The sequence below is a fragment of the Bradyrhizobium sp. 170 genome (assembly GCF_023101085.1).
Lineage (GTDB): Bacteria > Pseudomonadota > Alphaproteobacteria > Rhizobiales > Xanthobacteraceae > Bradyrhizobium.
In genome coordinates, this window is record NZ_CP064703.1 from 3,005,323 (window position 1) to 3,023,185 (window position 17,863).

Sequence of the window (17,863 nt, forward strand, 5' to 3'; positions counted from 1 at the left end):
CGTTCTCGAACAAAAATGGGGTGCTCATGTCAGACAAACCAAACAAGGGCCTGCAGTCGCCGCTACGCCGCAAACTGCTGATGGGCGCGGCGGCATTGCCGTTCATTTCGATGCTTCCCCGGCCGTCATTCGGAGCCGGTCCCGCAACCTCCGTGGTCAACACTACGGGCCTCGCGGTCACCGACACGGAGGTTACCGTCGGTATCCTGCACTCCGCCACCGGAACGATGGCGATCTCGGAGACCGGCTCGATCCAGGCCGAAAAGCTCGCGATCGAACAGATCAACGCCGCCGGCGGCGTGCTCGGGCGCAAGATCAAGTTTATCCAGGAAGACGGCGCCAGCGACTGGCCGACGTTTGCGGAGAAGGCCAAGAAGCTTCTCGTCAACGACAAGGTCGCGGCGATCATGGGCTGCTGGACCTCGGCGTCGCGCAAGGCGGTGCTGCCGGTCGTCGAGCAGTACAACGGCATGCTCTATTATCCGACCTTCTATGAAGGTCTCGAGCAGTCCAAGAACGTCATCTACACCGGCCAGGAGGCAACCCAGCAGATTCTCGCAGGCCTGAACTGGATCGCCAAGGAGAAGGGCGCCAAATCGTTCTTCTTCATCGGTTCGGACTACATCTGGCCGCGCACCTCGAACAAGATCGCACGCAAGCACGTCGAGAACGTGCTGAAGGGCAAGGTCGTCGGCGAGGAATATTACGCGCTCGGCAGCACCCAGTTCAATTCGGTCATTAACAAGATCAAGCTGACCAAGCCCGACGTCATCTTCACCGACGTGGTCGGCGGTTCGAACGTCGCCTTCTACAAGCAGCTCAAGGCGGCCGGCGTCGATCTGTCGAAACAGGCGCTGCTGACGATCTCAGTGACCGAAGACGAAATCGACGGCATCGGCGGCGAAAACATCGCGGGCGCTTATGCCTGCATGAAGTACTTCCAGTCGCTCGACAATGCCAACAACAAGGCGTTCGTTCCCGCCTTCAAGAAGCTGTGGGGCGAGAAGACGGTGATCGGCGACGTGACGCAGGCCGGCTATCTCGGCCCGTGGCTGTGGAAGCTGACCTGCGAGAAGGCCGGCAGCTTCGACGTCGACAAGATCGCAGCCGCTTCGCCAGGCATCGAATTCAAGGAGGCGCCCGAAGGTTACGTGCGCATCCATGAAAACCATCACCTCTGGTCGAAGACCCGGGTCGGCAAGGCCAAGCTCGATGGCCAGTTCGAGCTGATCTTCGAGACCGCCGATCTGGTCGAGCCCGATCCGTTCCCGAAGGGCTACCAGTAGGCGCAGCGGAACTCTCCGCAAGCTTCTCCCGAGCAACCAGCTCCCTGGCGTGGACCGTCAATCCGCGCTTGACGACCCCGCGTCGCGAATTCTCTCGCGACGCGGGCACCTTTCCTCAGGCGGAGAAACATCGATGTTCGGCGAATATTCGATTGGCGATCTGGGCTCCATCTTCGTCATGCAGGGTTTTGCAGGCCTGATCCTGTTTTCCGTCTACGTTCTGATGGCGCTCGGTCTTGCGATCATCTTCGGCCAGATGGGCGTCATCAACATGGCGCACGGCGAGTTCATGATCCTCGGCGCCTACGTCACCTGGATGACGTCGAACACGTTCCAGCACTATTTGCCTTCGCTGTTCTCCGGATACTTCTTCCTCGCGATGCTGCTGGCGTTTCTGGCGTCGGGCGCGCTGGGGATGCTGGTCGAGTGGGCGCTGATCCGTCATCTCTACAAACGTCCGCTCGATACGCTGCTCGCCACCTGGGGGCTGAGCCTGATCCTGCAGCAGACCTATCGTTCGGTGTTCGGCCCGCGCGAGGTCGGCGTTGAACTGCCGCAATGGATGCTGGGGTCGCTCAAGGTTACCGACAGCATCGAGGTTCCGATCAACGGCGTCTTTGTGATGGGCCTGACCGTGCTGATCACCATCGTGGTCGCTTACGTCCTGTATAAATCCCGCTGGGGCCGCCAGGTCCGCGCCGTGGTGCAGAACCGCATCATGGCCGGCGCCGTCGGCATCAACACCGAGAAGGTCGACCGCTACACCTTCGGCTTGGGCTGCGGCATCGCCGGCGTCGCCGGAAGCGCCTTCACCATGATCGGATCGACCGGGCCCACTTCAGGCCAGCTCTACATCGTCGATACCTTCCTGGTGGTGGTGTTCGGCGGCGCTGCCAGCCTGCTCGGCACCATCGCTTCCGCCTTCTCGATCTCGCAGACCCAATCGACGCTGGAATTCTTCACGTCGGGCTCGATGGCCAAGGTGCTCACGCTGCTCGCTGTGGTCGGAATCCTGATGCTGCGGCCGCAAGGCTTGTTCGCCCTCAAAGTCCGCAAATAAGAAAAGCAGGCAAGTCATGATCACCTCACGCTTCTTCAATCGATCCGAGCTCATCGGCTTCATTGCGCTGGCCGCGGTCCTGTTCGTGATCCTGCCGCTGTCGCTGGATGTGTTCCGCCTCAACCTGGTCGCGAAATATCTGACCTACGCCTTTGTCGCGATCGGGCTTGTGCTGTGCTGGGGCTATGGCGGCATTCTGAGCCTGGGGCAGGGCGTGTTCTTCGGCCTCGGCGGTTACTGCATGGCGATGTTCCTCAAGCTGGAAGCCTCCAGCGTCGAGAACACCAAGATCCAGTCCACGCCCGGCATTCCGGATTTCATGGACTGGAATCAGATCACCTCGCTGCCTCTGTTCTGGCAGCCGTTCCACAGCCTCACCTTTACCATCGCCGCAATCATCCTGGTGCCCGGCCTGTTCGCCCTGATCATCGGCACGGCGATGTTCAAGCGCCGCGTCGGCGGCACCTATTTCGCGATCATCACCCAAGCCGTCGCCGCGATCCTGACCATCCTGATCGTGGGACAGCAGGGCTATACCGGCGGCATCAACGGCATGACCGACCTGCGCACCCTCAAGGGGTGGGACATCCGGCCGGACCACGCCAAGATCATCCTGTATTTCGTCGAGGTGGTGTTGCTGTTCGCCTGCATCGGCATCGCGCAGTTCATCCGCCTGACCAAGCTCGGCCGCATCCTGGTGGCGATGCGCGAACAGGAAGACCGCGTCCGCTTCTCCGGCTACAGCGTCGCCAACTTCAAGATTTTCGCCTTCTGCGCCGCCGCCATGTTTGCCGCGATCGGGGGCGCCATGTTTGCGCTCAATGTCGGTTTCATGTCGCCGTCCTTTGTCGGCATCGTGCCGTCGATCGAAATGGTGATCTACACCGCGGTCGGCGGACGAATGTCGATCTTCGGCGCGGTGTGGGGCTCGCTGCTGGTCAATTTTGCCAAGACCGGCCTCTCAGAATCCTTCCCGCAGCTCTGGCTGTTCGGCCTCGGCGCGCTGTTCATCGCGGTCGTGCTGGCCTTCCCGAACGGCCTGTCGGGAATTTGGGCCGATTACGTTCAGCCGCGCATCGACCGGCTGCTGGCATCGCGCAAATCGAAGCCGGACAGCCCGTGGGCCGACAATTCTGTCGCCGACGGCGCGCCGGCGGAGTGAGGAGATAGATCATGCTCATCGGTCACCAGCCCAAGGAATTCCTGCTCGCGGTCGAGGCGCTCACGGTTTCCTTTGACGGCTTCAAGGCGGTCAACAATCTCTCCTTCTATGTCGAGGAGAACGAGATCCGCGTCATCATCGGCCCCAACGGCGCCGGCAAGACCACGGTGCTCGATCTGATCTGCGGCAAGACCAAGGCGACCTCCGGCTCGATCCAGTTTCGCGGCAAGGAGCTCACCCGGTTGAAGGAGAATGAGATCGTGCAGACCGGCGTCGGCCGCAAGTTCCAGACGCCGTCGGTGTTCGTAGACCTCACCGTGTTCGAGAATCTCGAGATTTCCTATCCGCGCGGCCGCACCGTGTTCGGCTCTCTGACCTTCCAGCGCGACGCCGCGGTGAGGGGACGGGTCGAGGAAGTCGCGGAAATGATCTTCCTGAAGGACCGGCTCGACACCTATGCCGACGAGTTGAGCCACGGCCAGAAGCAATGGCTCGAGATCGGCATGCTGCTGATCCAGGACCCGGATCTGTTGATGCTCGACGAGCCGGTCGCCGGCATGAGCGTGAGCGAGCGCGCCAAGACCGCCGAATTGCTCAACCGCATCATCAAGGACCGCTCCGTGCTGGTCATTGAGCACGACATGAAATTCGTTGAGGACATCGCCCACAAGGTCACAGTCCTGCACCAGGGCCAAATCCTGTCGGAGGGCACGATGGACAAGGTCAAGAACGATCCGAAGGTGATCGAAGTTTATCTCGGACACTGACACCAGGGAGCACGTTCATGCTGGCTATTTCGGATCTACACGTCGCCTACGGCCAGAGCGAGGTGCTGCACGGCCTCAACGTGTCGGTGGCGCCCAACGAGATCGTTGCGATCATGGGCCGCAACGGCATGGGCAAGACCACGCTGATGAAGTCGCTAATGGGAATCGTGCCCACCAAAAGCGGCTCGGTGAGCATGGAAGGCGCAGAGCTGACTGCGCTGCCGAGCTACGATCGCGTCGCCAAGGGCCTCGCCTACGTGCCGCAGGGCCGCATGATCTTCTCGACCATGACGGTGAAGGAGAACATCGAGACCGGCCTGGTGGTGTCGGGCGGCTCGGAAGTGCCTGATGACATCTACGAGCTGTTCCCGGTGCTGCTCGAGATGAAAGACCGCCGCGGCGGCAATCTTTCCGGGGGGCAACAGCAGCAACTGGCGATCGCGCGCGCGCTCGCCACCAAACCGAAAGTGCTGCTGCTGGACGAGCCGACCGAAGGTATCCAGCCGTCGATCATCAAGGACATGGCGCGCACGCTGAAACGTATTCGCGACGAGCGTGGCCTGTCGATCGTCGTCTCCGAACAGGTGCTGAGCTTCGCGCTCGACATCGCCGACCGCGTGCTCGTCATTGAGAACGGTGAGATCGTCCGCGACGACCCGCGCGACAGCGTCGATGCCGCGCAAGTCTCAAAATTCTTGTCCGTCTGAAAACCCAACCTGTGCTGTCTAAAAGGGGAGCTATCGATGCCAGAGACACTGATCAAGGTCGATCTTTCGAAGTCGGCCTACGACAACGACATGATTCACAACCGCTGGCATCCCGATATCCCGATGGTTTCGTGGGTCAACCCCGGCGACGATTTCATCATCGAGACCTATGACTGGACCGGCGGTTTCATCAAGAACAACGATTCCGCCGACGACGTGCGCGACATCGATCTGTCGATCGTGCATTTCCTGTCCGGCCCGATCGGCGTCAAGGGCGCCGAGCCTGGAGATTTGCTGGTGGTCGACCTGCTCGACGTCGGTCCGCTGAAGGAAAGCCTCTGGGGCTTTAACGGCTTCTTCTCCAAGCAAAATGGCGGCGGCTTCCTGACCGATCATTTCCCGCTGGCGCAGAAGTCGATCTGGGACATCAAGGGTCTCTACACGTCGTCGCGTCACATTCCCGGCGTGAATTTTGCCGGCCTGATCCACCCGGGCCTGATCGGCTGTCTGCCGGATCCGAAATTGCTCGCGACCTGGAACGAGCGTGAGACTGCGCTGATCGCGACCAATCCGACCCGTGTGCCGGGCCTCGCCAATCCGCCGTTCGCGGCGACCGCCCATGCCGGCCGTGCCAAGGGCGACGCGAAGGCCAAGGTCGGCGCCGAAGGCGCCCGCACCGTGCCGCCGCGCGAGCATGGCGGCAATTGCGACATCAAGGATCTGTCGCGCGGCTCGAAGATCTTCTTCCCGGTCTATGTGCCGGGCGGCGGGCTCTCGATGGGCGACCTGCATTTCAGCCAGGGCGACGGCGAGATCACCTTCTGCGGCGCGATCGAAATGGCCGGCTGGCTGCACCTGAAGGTCGATATCATCAAGGACGGGGTGGCAAAGTACGGCATCAAGAACCCCGTGTTCAAGCCGTCGCCGATCACGCCGAACTACAAGGACTACCTGATCTTCGAAGGCATTTCGGTCGACGAGGCCGGCAAGCAGCATTATCTCGACGTCCACATCGCCTATCGTCAGGCGTGCCTGAACGCGATCGAGTATCTCAAGAAGTTCGGCTACTCCGGTGCGCAGGCCTATTCGATCCTCGGTACCGCGCCGTGTCAGGGCCACATATCAGGCGTGGTCGACGTGCCGAACGCCTGCGCGACGCTCTGGCTGCCGACGGAGATCTTCGACTTCGACATCATGCCGTCGTCGGCGGGCCCGATCAAACACATTACGGGCGACATCCAGATGCCGATCTCGCCGGACAAGTGATCCCTGCGCGAGAAGGATGCGGGACGGCTTAAGCGTGACGGCCGCCCCGCATCCAACGTCGTGATCATCCAACCATCGCGCGAGAAAACCAGATGCCCGTCTACGAATATCTCTGCAACGATTGCGGCCCGTTCACGGACATGCGGCCGATGGCCGAATGCGACGATCCGCAGGACTGCCCGCAATGCGAGAACGTTTCGCCGCGTGTGATCCTGACCGCGCCGGCGTTCTTCTGCATGCCGTCGGACAAGCGGAAAGCGCACGCCACCAATGAGCGTAGCGCCAACGCGCCGAAGACGCTCGGTGAATACAAGGCCTCACACGGCCCCGGCTGCGGCTGCTGTTCGAGCCAGAAGCCGGCGCGCCTAGTGACGAAGACAAAGAGCGGCGCCAAGGGCTTTCCGACCGCACGTCCATGGATGATCAGCCACTGAGGCGCGATCCTTCAAACTCAAACCAGAACAAGAGGCGATCCAATGCTCCACGGTGACATTTCCTCCAGCAAAGACGCGGTCGGCGTCGCAGTCGTCAACTACAAAATGCCGCGCCTGCACACCAGGGCCGAGGTGCTCGACAATGCCCGCAAGATCGCCGACATGGTGGTGGGCATGAAGACGGGATTGCCGGGCATGGATCTCGTGATCTTCCCGGAATACTCCACCCACGGCATCATGTACGACTCCAAGGAGATGTACGAGACTGCCTCGCAGATCCCGGGCGCCGAGACGGAAATCTTCGCCGAAGCCTGCCGCAAGGCCAAAGTGTGGGGCGTGTTCTCGCTCACCGGCGAGCGCCACGAGGAGCATCCGCACAAGGCGCCGTACAACACCCTGATCCTGATGAACGACCAGGGCATGATCGTCCAGAAATACCGCAAGATCATGCCATGGGTGCCGATCGAAGGCTGGTATCCCGGCAACTGCACCTATGTGTCCGATGGCCCGAAGGGTCTGAAGGTGAGCCTGATCATTTGCGACGACGGCAATTTTCCGGAAATCTGGCGCGACTGCGCCATGAAGGGCGCCGAGCTGATCGTGCGCTGCCAGGGTTACATGTATCCGGCCAAGGAACAGCAGATCCTGATTTCCAAGGCGATGGCCTGGGCCAATAATGTCTATGTCGCGGTCGCCAATGCCGCCGGTTTTGATGGCGTCTATTCCTATTTCGGCCACTCCGCGATCATCGGCTTCGACGGCCGCACGCTGGGCGAGACCGGCGAGGAGGAGTACGGCATCCAGTACGCCGGACTGTCGAAGAGCCTGATCCGCGATGCGCGCCGCAACGGCCAGTCGCAGAACCATCTCTTCAAGCTGCTGCATCGCGGCTATACCGGCATGATCAATTCCGGTGAGGGCGCGAAGGGCGTCGCGTCCTGCCCCTATGATTTCTACAAGAAATGGATCGACGATCCGGAAGGCACACGCGAAATGGTCGAGGCGATGACCCGCCCGACGGTTGGGACCGACGAGTGCCCGATCGACGGCATCCCGAATGAGCTGACGGGAAGCAATTACTAGAGCGGGATGGGTCTAGTTTGAATCGATTGAGGATTCCCAAATCGGAAGGCTTCTGATTCAACATGCTGGCTGGGAAGGAGGCCAGCATGGATGGGAAAACCCTATTCGAACGACCTTCGTGAGCGGGTGGTGAAGGCTGTCATCAAAGGCGGCCTGTCGAGGCATCAGGCGGCCGCCCAATTTGGGGTGGGCATCAGCACGGCGATCAACTGGGTACAGCGCTTCCACGAGACCGGCAGCGTCAAGCCGGACCAGATCGGCGGCTATAGGCCAAAGAAGATTGCGGGGCCGCACCGCGAATGGCTGATGCAACGGTGCCGGAAGGATTTTACCGTGCGCGGGCTGGTGGCCGAACTCGCTGTGCGTGGGCTCAAGGTCGATTACCGCACGATGTGGGAGTTCCTCCACGCTGAGAAGCTCAGTTACAAAAAAAGACGCTGATTGCCGCCGAGCAGGATCGTCCCGATGTTGCCCGTCGGCGGATGCAGTGGACCAAGTATCAGAATCGGATCGATCCCACTCGGCTGGTGTTCATCGACGAGACCTGGACCAAAACCAATATGGCGCCGCTACGGGGCTGGGCGCCGCGTGGTCAACGTCTCAAAGCCAAGGTGCCGCACGGCCGCTGGCACACCATGACCTTCATGGCCGCTTTGCGCCACGATCGCATCACCGCTCCCTGGTTCATCGAGGGGCCAATCAACGGCGAAGCCTTCCTTCTCTACATCGAGAAGGTTTTGGTTCCGACCCTGCGGCCCGGCGACATCGTGGTCATGGACAATCTTGGCTCGCACAAGGCCCGCGCCGTGCGTCGCGCCATCCGTGCCGCCGGCGCAAGACTCTTCTACCTGCCGAAATACTCGCCAGATCTCAACCCAATCGAGCAGTTCTTTGCCAAGTTCAAACACTGGCTGCGCAAAGCCGCGCAGCGAACCACCGAGGCCGTCTACGATGCTATCGCTCCAATCCTCGACACCGTATCACCGGCCGAATGCGCCAATTACTTCGCCAACGCCGGTTATGACCAAACCTAGACTCATCACGCTCTAGACCGCTGAAAGCCGGTCCGGCCACATCGCCGCGGAGCCGGTCGAGCGCGACTTCGGCTCAGGCGCTTCGCGCTGGCCTGCCAGGTCGTCGATGCGCTGAGCGATGGGCCGTCGGCGCGCCATCGGCCGCGCGAAGGGGGGCGTCCGGGCCCGGCTTTTCTTTCGGAACTGCGTCCCTGCCGCGAATGCCGGCAGGAGCGGAGCGGTGAGGGGAACGAGGGGGAGCCTGCAGGGCACGCCATCTTCCGTGAACCGCCACGTCGGAAGGATTAGTACCAATGATCCCGGTGTCTTATCCAACGCGCTCATTGTGGAACCGATCGGGCGCTGATTCATTTCCGCAAGGATGGCGCAATGGCGCTCGGCATGCAGTGCCGAAAATTCACTCTAGTGAGGTATGGACGACCTGACCGCCATGGATGAATCCGCGGGATCCAGTTCGACCGCGCCGTCCGAGCAGACGTGCGCCCCGGCGATCGCGACTTGTGTCCGGTTGCTTACGCCCAGCTTGCGCATGATTTCGCGGACATGGACTTTCACGGTCGTTTCGGTCATGCCGAGCTTGCGACCGATCACCTTGTTGGGGTCGCCTTGGCACAGGCAAACGAGAACGGCGTACTGCCGCTCGGTAAACTCGGGCGCGTGCCGCGCGCCGTTGAAGCCGTGGTCGCGCGGCACGCCAGCCGCCTTGTCGTCGAATGGGGAGCCCTGCTGCTCGTAAAGCCCGTCCTCCGGCCTGAGAGGTGGCGCCTGCGTCTGTTGTTCAGGCCCCGGAAGCAGTTGCTCCTGGGGAAGGTCGGGCTGTTTGTATTCGATGGGCGCCGGCGCGCTGAAGGTCTGGCTGGCCAGGAAGGCGGTTGGTGGAAAATAAGTGCCGCCATGAAGGACGAACGAAAGGGCCTGCAACGCGAGCTCGGGCGCCATGGAATTGCTGAAATAACCCTGGGCGCCGCAACGGATTGCAGCGAGAACGGTGGCGGGATTTTCATCGTCGGAGACGATGGCGAGCGCCGCGTCACGGCGAAGCGTATGCAACACTTGGATCTCGGTGAAGACCTCGTGGGGAGAGGGAGCGCCGACGCTGTAGATCAGCATGTCGCATACGGCGCGCTCGACGAGTCTTGTGTGGGCGTCGTCAGGGTCGAGCGAAACCAGTTCGACGCTTTCGTTCCGGGCCCACGGATTTAAAAAGCTCTCTGCGCGAGCTCGTCTGAAGGCCATCGCGTCTACAAGGAAAACCGTCTTCTTAAATGGGACTGACATAACGCGCCCCTTACATTACGTCGTATAACTATCGACAACTACATTCTATGACTATCGATAGATTGCCTCGGGCCCTTCTAGGTCGCTGTGAAACACATCACTTAGCATCTTAATTGTGCATAAAAGTTTACTCTTGTTCCAAGCGATTGCCAAGAACCGCGAGTGTGACAAGAAATCGTCCAAAACGGGGGAACTGCAGCAAGATCATAGCCAGAAGGTGGTATTTTTTGAATATAACGGTTGCATAGATGCCAACACCCAACCTCTGCTAAATATATCTTTCGATATGTACGTCCTTGGCGACGAAGTCGGTACGCTCAAATGAGTGAATATCGCCGGCCTGCATCTGCGGACCCATCGCCATGTTTGTCAGCAAGTTGCCTCCAAAACCGGACTTCGACCAACTAGCTGCTGCGGCTCCCGCATCGGCAGACCGCCGCACATTCGTTCAGGCCCTGATGGGAAACCTGATCTGCAGCTGGTCGAACAATGAAAGCCTTTTCATCTACGTGCTCATGATTCTTCTGCGCACCGACGAGGCTTCCGCCGCCGTCGTGTTCGCGACACTGAACACGACCCGCGCGAGACTCGATCTGATCCAGCGACTGGCCAAGATCAGGGTTTCCGACAAGGCTCTGTCGAAAAATCTGGCTGCTCTCATCGAACGCTTCTCGGAGTCCACCAAGGTTCGCAATGAACTGAATCATTGCATGTTCATCTTCGATTCCACTGGCGCCATCACCCACACCCAGTCGATGCGATTGGTGGAAACAAGGTCGAGCCTGAAGTTCGGAGAGATAAAGGCGCTGGACGAAAACCGTCTGCAGGAGATGCTGCGGACGACCCACGAAATGGCGAAAATCAACCGCGAGATCTGGGATCTGCTGCCGCGCCTTGAAGCGCATGTCTGCGGCGCGCAGCCACACAGCGTGCCCCGCGATGCGGCTTGAGGCAGGCCGGCGATGAGGGACGGTCACGCCTCCAGTTCAATCAACGCCTGACTCTTTCCAAGCGCCAACTGCAATCGATGGTTGATATCGCAAGATACAGCGATGCATCTAATGCGTGCATGTTGTTGGCGAAGATGTGTCGGCAAACTGACAATGCTGACACCCGCAATAAGGCGAGGTGCCGGCAGTCGGAAGACCCGACATTGAAGAGCACCGCCGCGCTTCGAAGACCGCAGACTTAGAAGATCAGCGATCTCGTTCCGTCCGCGATGCTCCAATCGCAGGAGCTCGTCATGAGTAAGCCACAGAAGAAGTACGTCCCCAAGAACAATCAGGACCAGGACCAGGATCAGGACCAGAAGCAAGACCAGTTGCAGGCGCAGGCCAATCTCCAGGCTCAGCTCCAGGGTCAGGGGCAAGGCCAGGGTCAGGGTCAATTGCAGTTTGCCGTGCAGTCGCTGGATTCCAAGAGCGAGAACGAGAACGACAACGACAATGACAACAAGAACGAGAATGAGAACAAGAACGAGAATACCGTCGACAACAAGCTCGACAACAAGGTAGATAACGATCTCGACAACGACGTTGACAATACTGTCGACAACAAGATCGACAACAACATCGAAAACAAGATCGAAAACACCGTCGAGACCAAGGTAGACGTTGATGTCGATGTGGATGTCGATGTGGACACAAGCGGCCTGAGCACCCCGGTAATCGCTCTCTACGACTTCGACACGCACGGTTCTGTCGTCATGCCTGACGTCGTGACCCAGACGATGAACGACGGCAACCAGTTCAATATTGATCAGGTCAACAACCTGGTCGATAACGACACCAACAGCTCGTATGCCACCTACTATGGCGGCAACGGTGGATCGTGGTGTGAGCCGGGTGCCAGCTTCAGCATGGACGCCAAGATCGAGGGCGGGACGTCCAGGATCGACGCCGGCGATATTGGCGATCGTGCAAACGTTTCGTCCAGTGCCGATGCAGTTCTCAACCAGTCTGCCTTCGATCAGAACATCACGCAGGGTGCGAACATCCAGTTCAACAGCATCACCATTCAGGCTGCTGGTGACAATCTGACTGATAACGACATAGGGTAGTTTTTGCGTTCGATCCGCGCGGCGCCAGCCGCGCGGGTCTTTTTTGCCAGTCAATTCATTTCAGTCGCTGCAGTTGCCGACACGAACTGAGGGCCGTTACCGCGGCTTCAACAGTTTACGGCGACTGGGAGGTTCCCATGGCGTCAGCGAATTTCGTTGAGATAATTTCCCACTTCGCAGGATATCTGCAGATCTTCCACGATATCGCCCGCGACCGCGTCCAGTATGACGAGAGTCTCGCGCCGCGTCCGCCCGGCGATTACACCACGCTTCGGCCGAATTACGATTATCGCGTCGTGCCGGATGATATGGAGACGATGGCGGGCCCGGTGCCGGAGCTGATGCCGGACGATCCGATCCATTTCGTTCGCGGACGCCCGCTAAAGCTGCTCCGTAGTCCGCAGGACGACGATTCCGATTTCTTTCCGCGTTCGCCGGCGCCGAGCGTCCCGCTGCCAAAACCGCCGGGTGGCGGTGGCGGAGGCGGTGCCGACCATCACGTCAGGGTGAAGTACCAGGATGGTGGTCCAGAGACCCAACTGACGGTTCATCAATACAACTTCATGCATGACGATGACGCCAATCTGCCGGCGAATCTCCTGGTCGCCGTTGAACCTCTGATCACACAACTCAACAGCGATGCGATGGCCACCATTGAGGAGTTGGCGGCCGATGCGAACGCCGCGATTCCCGTCGACTGGCAGATGCCGCAGAGCGATGGCGGCGCCACGGATTTCCTGATCGCTCGCGACGCGGCCTGGGCCGATGGCGGCGGTGCGCCGGATGCGCACTCGGTAACCCCTGGCTACTATGTCAACGGCGAACTGCAGGAACGGCCATCCGAAACGACGCCGCCGGCCGAGCCGCCGGAATTGCCGGACACCGGAGACGGAATCGGCCAGTGGGCCTCATTGGGCGGCAACTTCAGCATCAACGCGGCGCTGATCGTCGATATCGGCGAGTCCGCCCGCACCATGGTGGTGATGGGAGATTACTTCAAGACCGATGCCATCTTCCAGACCAACACCATTATGGACGATGACGAGGTCCGCGTATCGGGCGGGGACCGCGAGCCAACTTCAACCAGCGATCAGAACGTCGCGACCAACATCGCCGATTTTCTTCAGAACCCCAGCATCTACGCCGGCTTCCCGGCCCAGTTTGCCGGCGCGAACTGGATCGTCGATGTGGTCGACGGTGACTTCTACAGCGTTCATGCAGTGGCTCAGGTCAATTATCTCTCCGACAACGATGTGGCAACGCAGGTCAGCAGCAGTTCCCACTACAACCTCGTCGGAGGTTACAATACCCAGGGCAATCTGGCACAGATCCTTGACGGCAGCATTGAATACGACCTGATCATCATCAAGGGCAGCTATCACGGCCTGAACGTCATCTTTCAAAACAACATCTTGCTGGACAACGACAAGATCAAGATGGCGGCCGACGGCGCCGATCCGTCTCAATCCGTGAATTCAGGTGACAACAGCCTGTTGAACGAAGCCGCGGTTGCAAACTATGGCGGCGATACCTTTGACGAACTGCCCGCAAACCTCGAGTTGATCGAAAGCCTGCTGGCCGCCGGCTTGACATCACTCGATCCCGAACTGGCCGGCGCCCTCATCGGCCATGGCGGTCCCCTGAAGGTCCTCTACATCACCGGCGACTATTACGACATCAATGCGATCTGGCAGACCAACATCACCTCCGACGTCGACGTGATGTATCAGCTTCAGAACCAGCCCTTGGCCGATCTGATGGCGCTTGATACCGACGGCGCGGTGACGCGGTCCGTTACCACCGGAGGCAACGAACTTGCCAATGACGCTGCGATCGTCGACGTCAACCCTGATGTGACCTACGTCAGGGGCGAGATCTACACCGATTCCATTCTGGTGCAGGCCGATCTGGTGCCGGCGGAGTCCAGTGCCGTCAACGCCAATACCAACGCCCTAGTAACCGAACTCATTGCTTTCGTCGATGACCCTCAGGACACGACAAGCCCGCCGCCGGCAGCGATCGTCAATTCGGTGCAGTCAGACCCGATGGCGAGCATGTTGCATTAGCGGCGAGGGCAGTTGTTTTGCTTATTGCAGTTGCAGGAGAGTTTTCAAATGTGGGGCTGGGATGATCGTCCAGGCAGCGCCGGAAGTTGTCGCCTGAGTCAGCATGACGAAGCGACGGCGAGCACGGCGAAGATAATACCGCTTCGCCCGTGGTTTGATCCTCCGCCTTCGCGCGGCGAAGATCCGGTCGTCAAATTCGCCGACGAGAAGAGTGGCGCGGCCGAAGCCAAGACCGCCGAGCCGCCGTCGGCCGAGCCATACCTGCGGGAGGTGGCCAAGACTGAGGCCAAGACTGAGGCCAGGACTCAAGCCAGAACTGAAACCAAGCCTGAAGCCAGGATTGAGGCCAAGACGGAAGCCAAGACGCCGCCGGGATCCACCGTCGTGATCGAGCAGGCGGTTCCGGCTCCCCCGCTGCGCACCGGAGGTGACAAGGACGGTGGCGGCTCTTCAGGCGGCGGCGGTGGGGGTGGCGGCGGCGGCGGTAACTCGCCGCCGCTGCATAAGCGTTCCAGCGACAATGAATTCAGGGACGTGCTCGGCAGCGGTCTGGCGAATGCGCGCCGCAACCTGGTGACCGTCGGGCTGTTCTCGGTTGCGGTCAACCTGCTGGTGCTCGCCATTCCGATCTACCTGTTCAACATGTCCGATCGCGTGCTGACCAGCCGCAGCACGGACACGCTGGTGATGCTGACCATCATCGTGATCGTTGCGATCGCGGCGCATGTGCTGATGGACATGATGCGCCGCATTATCCTGATGCGGGTGGCGGTCGAGACCGAAGCTAAATTGGGCGGACCGGTGCTGAGCGCCGCCGCCAAATCCGCGCAGAGTGGATCCAGCCGCGAATTCCAGACGCTGGCCGACCTGCAGCACCTCCGCGCGTTCATTACCGGTCCGGTATTGCTGACGATGTTCGATACGCCGGTCGCGCCGGTCTATTTCGCCGTCGTGTTCCTGATCCATCCGCATCTCGGATTCATCGTGCTGGGCTCGGGCGTTGCGCTGGTCATCGTAGCGCTGCTGAACCAGCGCGTCACCGCGATCCCGTTCAACCAGGCCAACAATTACGGCGCCAGGGCAAACCTGACGGCGGAATCGATGGCCCGCAATGCCCAGGTCATCAATGCGATGGGCATGATTCCGGAAGGCGTCCAGGTATGGGGCCGCGAGACCGTGGAGTCCCTGAAGGCACAGGTGATCGGACAGGATCGCAATATCCTGATGACGGGATTGTCGAAGTTCCTGCGGCTATGCACCCAGATCGCCATTTTGGGCTGGGGCGCATGGCTGGCGCTGGAAAGCCAGATCACCGCCGGCATGGTGATTGCGGCCTCGATCGTCGCGAGCCGCGCGTTGGCTCCGCTGGAGGGCACCATCGAAGGCTGGCGCAGCTTCGTGCAGGCGCGTTCGGCCTATGCCCGCGTCAGGGCGCTGTTGCTGAACTCGCCGCTCAACCTGGAGCGCCTCCGCCTGCCGCGTCCCGCAGGATATCTCAATGTCGAGCGCATTCTCTACGTGCCGCCGCCGAACAAGAAGGTGATCCTGAACGGAATCAGCTTTCAATTGAAGCCCGGGGAATCGCTTGCCATCGTCGGAGACTCCGGCACCGGGAAAACCATGCTGGCTCGCATGCTGGTCGGATCCATCATCCCGACCGCCGGCAGCGTCAGGCTCGACATGATGGACCTGCGCAACTGGGATCCGCGCCAGTTCGGCGAGAGCGTCGGCTACCTGCCGCAGGACGTGCAACTGTTCCCGGCCACCATCAAGGCCAACATCGGCCGGATGCGTGACGACGCCCGCGACGAGGACGTGTTTGACGCCGCCGAGACCGCCGACGTGCATGAGATGATCTCCAGCTTTGCCCAGGGCTACGAGACCATCGTCGGCATGGACGGCAGTCCGCTGTCGGGCGGCCAGCGGCAGCGGATCGGGTTGGCGCGCGCGTTCTACGGCAACCCGCGCCTGATCGTGCTCGACGAACCGAATTCGAATCTGGACGCCAATGGCGAGCGGGCGCTCGCCAAGGCGCTGGTGCGCGCCAAGGAGAAACAGATCACGGTGGTGACGATCACCCAGCGCGCGGCGCTGCTGATGAGCGTCGACAAGATCATGATCCTGCATCAGGGCGCGGTGCAGGCTTTCGGCAGCCGCGACGAGATCATTCCGATGATCACCGGCCGCAAGCCGAACAATATCCCGACCGGGCCGGGCGATCCGCCTTCGTTGAATTGATCGAGGACGTCTGCCGGGTTTGACAGCAACGAGGTTACGCGATGGCCAACAGGAAAATAGCGGACCGCACCGCGGAATCCGAAGGCACCTGGTACGATTCGCTGCCGCGATCGACCAAGCTGCCAACCGTTGCCGGTGCGCTGATCATGGCGGTGGTGCTGATGGGCTTCGGCGTCTGGGGCAACATGGCGCCGATTGCCGGCGCCGTGGTCGCCTCGGGCGTGTTCGTCGTTACCGGACAGAACAAGATCGTGCAGCATCTCGAAGGCGGCATGATCCGCGAGATCTACGTGCGCGAAGGCGACAAGGTGGAAGCCGGGCAAATGTTGCTCGAGCTTGACGACACCGCCGCGCGTGCGGAGTTGCAGCGGCTAATTTTGCGCCGCGTCAGGTTGACGGCAATCGATGCAAGACTGCAGGCCGAGATGAGGGAGGAACAGGATATCACGCTTCCATCCGACATAGTCAATTGGCTGGCCAATTCGCCTTTGGCTAATTCGCCCGAGGTGAAGGAAATCGTGGACAGCCAGCAGATGACGTTTACGGCGCGCCGCAACAATCTCAACAGCGACATCAAGAGCATCCAGGAAAGCATCAACGCGCTGGAGGAGCGAATCCGGGGATCCCGGGTGCAGCTCGATGCCGTCCACCGTCAGATCGTTCTGCTCGACGAGGAAATCGTGACCAAGGACAAGCTGGTGCAGGCCGGGCTGGTGCGCAAGCCGGAACTGATGGTGCTGCAGCGGTCGAAGGCCAATCTGGAAGGCGAGGTCGGCCGCATCATGGGCGACATCGGCGATGCCAAGGAACGCATCGCCCGCGCGGTCGAGCAGATCAATGGCGTGCGCAAGACCGCGATCAAGACCGCGGTCGAGCAGATGCACGAGATCCGCGGCGAACTGGCTGACGTCCGCGAGCGGATGCTGAGCGCCAAGGGCATCCTCGATCGGGTCCGCGTCACAGCGCCGGTGAGCGGCGTGGTGGTGAAGCTCCGCTATCATACGCGGGGTGGCGTGGTCGAAGCCGGCAAGAACATCATGGAGCTTCTGCCGCTGAAGGACGAACTGATCATCGAGGCGCGATTGCGGCCGCAGGACATCGACAGCGTCAAGCACGGACAGACGGCGATGGTGCGGCTGACGGCGCTGAACCAGCGCATCACGCCGATGGTCACCGGCGACGTTATCTATCTGTCGGCCGACACGCTGGCGGATGAAAAGAAGTCCCAGCAGGTGGGACCGACCGACATCTATATCGTGCGCGTCAAGCTCAACAGCGAGGAGAGCAGGAACGTGCCGAATTTCAACCCGACGCCCGGGATGCCGGCCGAGGTCTACATCAAGACGGCGGAACGGACGTTCTTCCAATACATCGTCAGACCGATTCACGACAGCATGATGCGCGCATTCCGGGAGCGCTAGCC

15 protein-coding genes are annotated in these 17,863 nt (G+C 60.6%); 14 read left to right on the forward strand and 1 reads right to left on the reverse strand.

The window, feature by feature from the left end; all coding sequences use genetic code 11:
* The first annotated feature begins 26 nt into the window (after positions 1-26).
* From urtA to IVB05_RS14090, 9 genes are all read left to right on the forward strand, one after another.
* Positions 27-1,286: an urea ABC transporter substrate-binding protein gene (gene urtA, locus IVB05_RS14050; RefSeq protein ID WP_247784945.1), complete on the forward strand. Its 1,260-nt coding sequence runs from the start codon at positions 27-29 to the stop codon at positions 1,284-1,286.
* 133 nt (positions 1,287-1,419) lie between these two features.
* Positions 1,420-2,346 carry an urea ABC transporter permease subunit UrtB gene (gene urtB, locus IVB05_RS14055; RefSeq protein ID WP_247784946.1) on the forward strand — a complete coding sequence of 309 codons (927 nt, stop codon included), beginning with the start codon at positions 1,420-1,422 and terminating at the stop codon, positions 2,344-2,346.
* A 16-nt stretch (positions 2,347-2,362) separates the two neighbouring features.
* Complete coding sequence (urtC, locus tag IVB05_RS14060) at positions 2,363-3,508, forward strand: urea ABC transporter permease subunit UrtC (protein ID WP_247784947.1); 1,146 nt, start codon at positions 2,363-2,365, stop codon at positions 3,506-3,508.
* 11 nt (positions 3,509-3,519) lie between these two features.
* Entirely contained in the window at positions 3,520-4,275 is a 756-nt protein-coding gene (gene urtD / locus IVB05_RS14065) for an urea ABC transporter ATP-binding protein UrtD (RefSeq protein ID WP_247784948.1), read from the forward strand.
* Between the two features lie 17 nt (positions 4,276-4,292).
* Positions 4,293-4,982 carry an urea ABC transporter ATP-binding subunit UrtE gene (urtE, locus tag IVB05_RS14070; protein WP_247784949.1) on the forward strand — a complete coding sequence of 230 codons (690 nt, stop codon included), beginning with the start codon at positions 4,293-4,295 and terminating at the stop codon, positions 4,980-4,982.
* A 36-nt stretch (positions 4,983-5,018) separates the two neighbouring features.
* Positions 5,019-6,248 (forward strand): formamidase, encoded by a 1,230-nt coding sequence (fmdA, locus tag IVB05_RS14075; protein ID WP_108513395.1) that lies wholly within the window; start codon positions 5,019-5,021, stop codon positions 6,246-6,248.
* Between the two features lie 92 nt (positions 6,249-6,340).
* Positions 6,341-6,682, forward strand: a complete 342-nt coding sequence (locus tag IVB05_RS14080; protein WP_247784950.1) for a zinc ribbon domain-containing protein — start codon at positions 6,341-6,343, stop codon at positions 6,680-6,682.
* A gap of 42 nt (positions 6,683-6,724) precedes the next feature.
* The gene (locus tag IVB05_RS14085) at positions 6,725-7,765 is read left to right on the forward strand and encodes an aliphatic amidase (RefSeq protein WP_247784951.1); all 1,041 of its coding nucleotides are present in this window, start codon (positions 6,725-6,727) and stop codon (positions 7,763-7,765) included.
* A gap of 90 nt (positions 7,766-7,855) precedes the next feature.
* A protein-coding gene (locus IVB05_RS14090) for an IS630 family transposase (RefSeq protein ID WP_247777928.1) occupies positions 7,856-8,799 on the forward strand; the annotation gives its coding sequence in 2 pieces (ribosomal slippage) (positions 7,856-8,191 and positions 8,194-8,799; 942 coding nt in all).
* 402 nt (positions 8,800-9,201) lie between these two features.
* Here IVB05_RS14090 and IVB05_RS14095 read toward each other — a convergent pair.
* Positions 9,202-10,077: a response regulator transcription factor gene (locus IVB05_RS14095; RefSeq protein WP_247784952.1), complete on the reverse strand. Its 876-nt coding sequence runs from the start codon at positions 10,075-10,077 to the stop codon at positions 9,202-9,204.
* 362 nt (positions 10,078-10,439) lie between these two features.
* Here IVB05_RS14095 and IVB05_RS14100 point away from each other — a divergent pair, with 362 nt between their 5' ends.
* The 5 genes from IVB05_RS14100 (at position 10,440) to IVB05_RS14120 (ending at position 17,861) form a co-directional block, all read left to right on the forward strand.
* Positions 10,440-11,027: a hypothetical protein gene (locus IVB05_RS14100; RefSeq protein WP_247784953.1), complete on the forward strand. Its 588-nt coding sequence runs from the start codon at positions 10,440-10,442 to the stop codon at positions 11,025-11,027.
* Positions 11,028-11,320: 293 nt separating this feature from the next.
* Positions 11,321-12,136: a hypothetical protein gene (locus IVB05_RS14105; protein WP_247784954.1), complete on the forward strand. Its 816-nt coding sequence runs from the start codon at positions 11,321-11,323 to the stop codon at positions 12,134-12,136.
* 137 nt (positions 12,137-12,273) lie between these two features.
* Positions 12,274-14,202, forward strand: coding sequence for a hypothetical protein (locus IVB05_RS14110; RefSeq protein WP_247784955.1), 1,929 nt, complete (start codon positions 12,274-12,276; stop codon positions 14,200-14,202).
* 48 nt (positions 14,203-14,250) lie between these two features.
* The gene (locus tag IVB05_RS14115; protein WP_247784956.1) at positions 14,251-16,440 is read left to right on the forward strand and encodes a type I secretion system permease/ATPase; all 2,190 of its coding nucleotides are present in this window, start codon (positions 14,251-14,253) and stop codon (positions 16,438-16,440) included.
* A 41-nt stretch (positions 16,441-16,481) separates the two neighbouring features.
* Entirely contained in the window at positions 16,482-17,861 is a 1,380-nt protein-coding gene (locus tag IVB05_RS14120) for an HlyD family type I secretion periplasmic adaptor subunit (protein WP_247784957.1), read from the forward strand.
* Positions 17,862-17,863: the final 2 nt, after the last annotated feature.